Consider the following 4,023-nt stretch of genomic DNA (forward strand, 5'->3'; position numbering starts at 1 on the left):
CGGCTTTGTTTAGAGCATATCCTACTATAAATACTATAGCTGCAATCGCCAAGAATACCATTCGCCCTCCTAATGGGTTCGGCACAAACATCAATAATGCAATTCCGCATGCAAATGTCATTATTAGTTTACCTAAAATAGTTCTTTGATCACAGTCTATCCCTGCACACTCTATATCACAAGAAATAACCTCTGTATTCATGTTACCGAAGAACAGATTTACCTCTTCCTCTCTTTCTTTTGTTTTATATCCTTTAAAGAATAACTGCGTCATTAAGAAAAATCCTCCAGTTATAAATATATGCCCTGCTATCCCCAGAACTACTTTCAGATCTGAAGCTTCTCTTCCTGTAAAAGGAGTAGATAAACCTAATGTCTTTTCTACCAATTCCGGAGTTATGAGTATACCAGCCAGATAAGAAACTACTACTCCCACTGCTATAGTTGCCCAAGGTGCCCAGTCCGGAGTTTTTTTAATAAAGAACCCGAGTAATGAAGGCACCAACATTGGGAATGCCACTAATGACCCAATATACATAGTTGCATTAAAAAGACTTAAATGCTCTAATGATGCTAAAACTAAAGATACTAAGATTATTACAATTCCAAAGACTAAAGTTAACCACTTACCTACTTTCAACAACTCTTTATCTGTTGCTTTAGGTTTTAAAACTGACAGATAAAAATTCTTAACAACAATTCCTGCATTTCTATTTAGCGCAGAATCCATAGAAGACATCGTGGCAGAAAATATCGCAGCCATCATTAATCCAACCATACCTACCGGCATTTCATTTTTTACAAATATCAAGTAAGCCGCGTCTTTTACTTTTCCTCCTAAATTTTCTAGTCCCCATGTGGATATATCAGGATAATGCCCTGCCACATACCAAGATGGGAAAAACCATACTAACGGTCCTATCGCCATTAATATACAGGCTAATCCTGCTGCTTTTTTAGCATTCTTTGAATCCTTTGCTGCAAAATACCTATATGCTCCACCAACAATACTATTTGTGCTAAAGAATTGTTTCAACAGAATAAATACAATCCATACCACAAAGAGTGAAAAATGATTAACCCCTGTTCCCACTATTGGACGCGCCGGCATACTATCATGTAATAGTTGTGTGACTCCTCCACCTTTAACTATTGCTACTATTGTAGAGATCACAGTAACTGCCATTATCGTTACCATTTGCATAAAATCCGAGGCAATAACTGCCCAGGCTCCACCTGTCACCGACATCAACAAAACTACTCCACCCGTAGCTATAATTGTATAGGACATGGGAATGTTAAATACTGCCGCTACAAATATTGCCAATCCATTTAACCATATTGCAGCACTTAATATACTAGGAATAATATTCATCCATGTAAAAACTTGTTCATTAACTTTTCCAAATCTCAACCTTATTGCTTCCATAGGTGTGACTACCCTCAACTGCCTAAATTTTTCTGCAAAATACAGATAATTCATTAAGTACCCTACTGCATTTGCAAAGAATATTATCGTTATCGTCCATCCATCTGTAAACGCTTTTCCTGCTGCTCCTGTAAATGTCCAGGCACTGAATTGGGTCATAAAAGCTGTGGATCCAACCATCCACCATAACATTTTACCTCCGCCAGAAAAATAATCACTCGTGGAATTTGAGGCAAATTTCCTAAAGAAATACCCTATTGATATTAGAAACCCAAAATAAACTATAATTACACTGATATCTACTGACATTTTCACTACCTCCTGAATTTTTAAATTACACTTTTTAGAACTCCAAACTCAAAAGAAACATTCCGGTTTATTTCTATACAACTAGGATACTATCAATACACAATGAGATAAATATCTGATTTTTAAAGCAATAAAAAAAGGATATAGAATTTTACATCTATACCCTCAAGCTCTTATTTTTAAAGGCTTCTAAACGTATATATCATTTTTAATGTTAAAAATCGGTTATCCGATTTTTCTTCCTTAATCAGTTTTGTTTACAAAATATTTACCTGGAGGCAGTCCTTTTTCCCTTTTAAAATTATTAATAAAGGTCATTGTGTTTGTATAACCTACCATCAAGCTCAGATCTTTTATTTTTAATTCTTTGTCAGCATTATATAGTTCTATTGATTTTTCTATTCTGTATCTTCTCAGAGATTTATTAAAAGTCTCATTTTTAATCTTTTTATATAAATTACTCGCATATTGAAGTGTTACCCCCATGTATTCAGCAAAATCCAACAGTGAGATATCCTTGGCATAGTTAAGCATTATAAATTCATTTATTTTATCATTTATTAAGACGTTGGTGTTATTTTTTGGTTTTGGTAAGTTTTCCAATAGAGAATTAATTGTTTTTTCAACGTTTGCCTTTAATATTTCAACTGATTTTGATTCTGTAATTACATCTAATAAATGTTTATCAATACGTTTTTCTGACGGAATATCTTCCTGTATTCTCCTAATGGTATTATTGATTAATACCTTTAGCTTTTCAAAACTGTCACTAGATATTTTTCTCTGCTGAAAATTTTCATAAAAAATATCCTCATATAATTTATGAACGTCATCTATTCGCTTATCGATTATTTTGTTTATAAGTCTCTGCTCTACACCTATAGGGTAATAATAACCTTTTGAATTTTCATTGATATCCTCTTCCGATATAATTTTCCTCTCTTTTAATTTAAATTTGTTATCTAAAAATTTAACAAAATAATCACATTTATTATACAGTTCTTCTATTCTATACTCTTTCTCACTTAAAAAACCAGTTATTTCCATATCATATTTACCATCCAAATCATCTAATAAAACCATTAATTTTTCTTTATTTAAAGTCTCTTTCGGCATGAGTAAGGCTATGTGATCCCTGTCAATCAAAGAAAAATGGCCTTTTTTTTCCTCGGCATATTTTCTCATTTCTTGTTTAAAGGATATAATTTGCTCATCTGAGTAATCATTTATATCTGCATTCCCCAAAAAGAATTTATAGGTCTCTGTATCAGTTTTTATGGAATTATCCAGATCTTTGAATTTTATAATCCCTTTAAAAAAATCTATAAACCCTTTATCTTTTATATATTTGGTGGTTTTTTTGTTTATCTCTCTCAAGAGATCATTTTCTGTTTTCAATTTGTTATAGACTATATTCATAGAAGCTACAATATCATCCTCTTTACTTTGTTTATATCCAAAACTACTCATCACTTTCATGATCGGCTTATAAGCTATCCTGACCAAAACCCTGGTTAAAATTACTAAGATTATTAAATTTACAGATAGATATAACAATATCTCCTTTAAAAGTCCAGCTACTCGGTTTTTTTCTGGAGCAGCTGCTTCCATGTAATAAACCTGTATATCTTTCTGTGAAATATTCTTTTCCCCTATTATCTTCAACAGTTCACTCTCACTGGATTTTTCATCTATATTTATCAAGTTTCCGTCATATATAAGATACCATTTGCCAAACCTTTTATCCTCAACATTAAGTCTAAAAAATTTATCATTTATTGTCAGTATATAATAGACTCCTCTCCTTAAACTTGGCTTCACAAAATAATATTTTTCATTAGATTTGTGCCCCTTTACATTATAGATGTCCTCAGGTAAATTATTCTCCCTTATAAAGTCATCTAGCTCAAAGGTTTCATAGGCTCCTATTACATTTCTATTTCTTTCATCCAGCACCAATAAATTACTATCGTTTTTACTAAATATATAATAATCTGATTGCAATTTTTGTTGGATATTAAACATGGCTATAGGGTCAATTTCTTTTTTATAGGAAATTTCAGCTATAGACCGCTCTTCGTCATATTTTTTAGGAATATATGATAAAAAGGAAATCAGCTTCGACAACTCATTGAAAGACCTGGATTTAAATTTATCTCCTTCTTCTTTATAAGTTAATCTATCTTTTTTCCACTGGGTTTTTAAGCTATAGATAATATACATAGAACTTAAAGTAAATAGTATAATAAATATTATCTTTTCTATTTTTATCCCATTTTTTCTCA

Annotated in this window: 2 protein-coding genes; both read right to left on the reverse strand. The window is 31.7% G+C overall.

Annotation, left to right across the window (positions count from 1 at the left end; translation table 11 throughout):
- Positions 1-1,738: sodium:solute symporter family protein (locus ABZA26_RS09360; RefSeq protein WP_372714258.1), on the reverse strand; the 1,738-nt coding region annotated here is incomplete at its 3' end.
- Between the two features lie 243 nt (positions 1,739-1,981).
- A partial coding sequence (locus ABZA26_RS09365) for a helix-turn-helix domain-containing protein (RefSeq protein ID WP_372714259.1) occupies positions 1,982-4,023 on the reverse strand: 2,042 nt, incomplete at its 5' end.

The sequence above is a fragment of the Ilyobacter sp. genome, from assembly GCF_041583315.1.
Lineage (GTDB): Bacteria > Fusobacteriota > Fusobacteriia > Fusobacteriales > Fusobacteriaceae > Ilyobacter.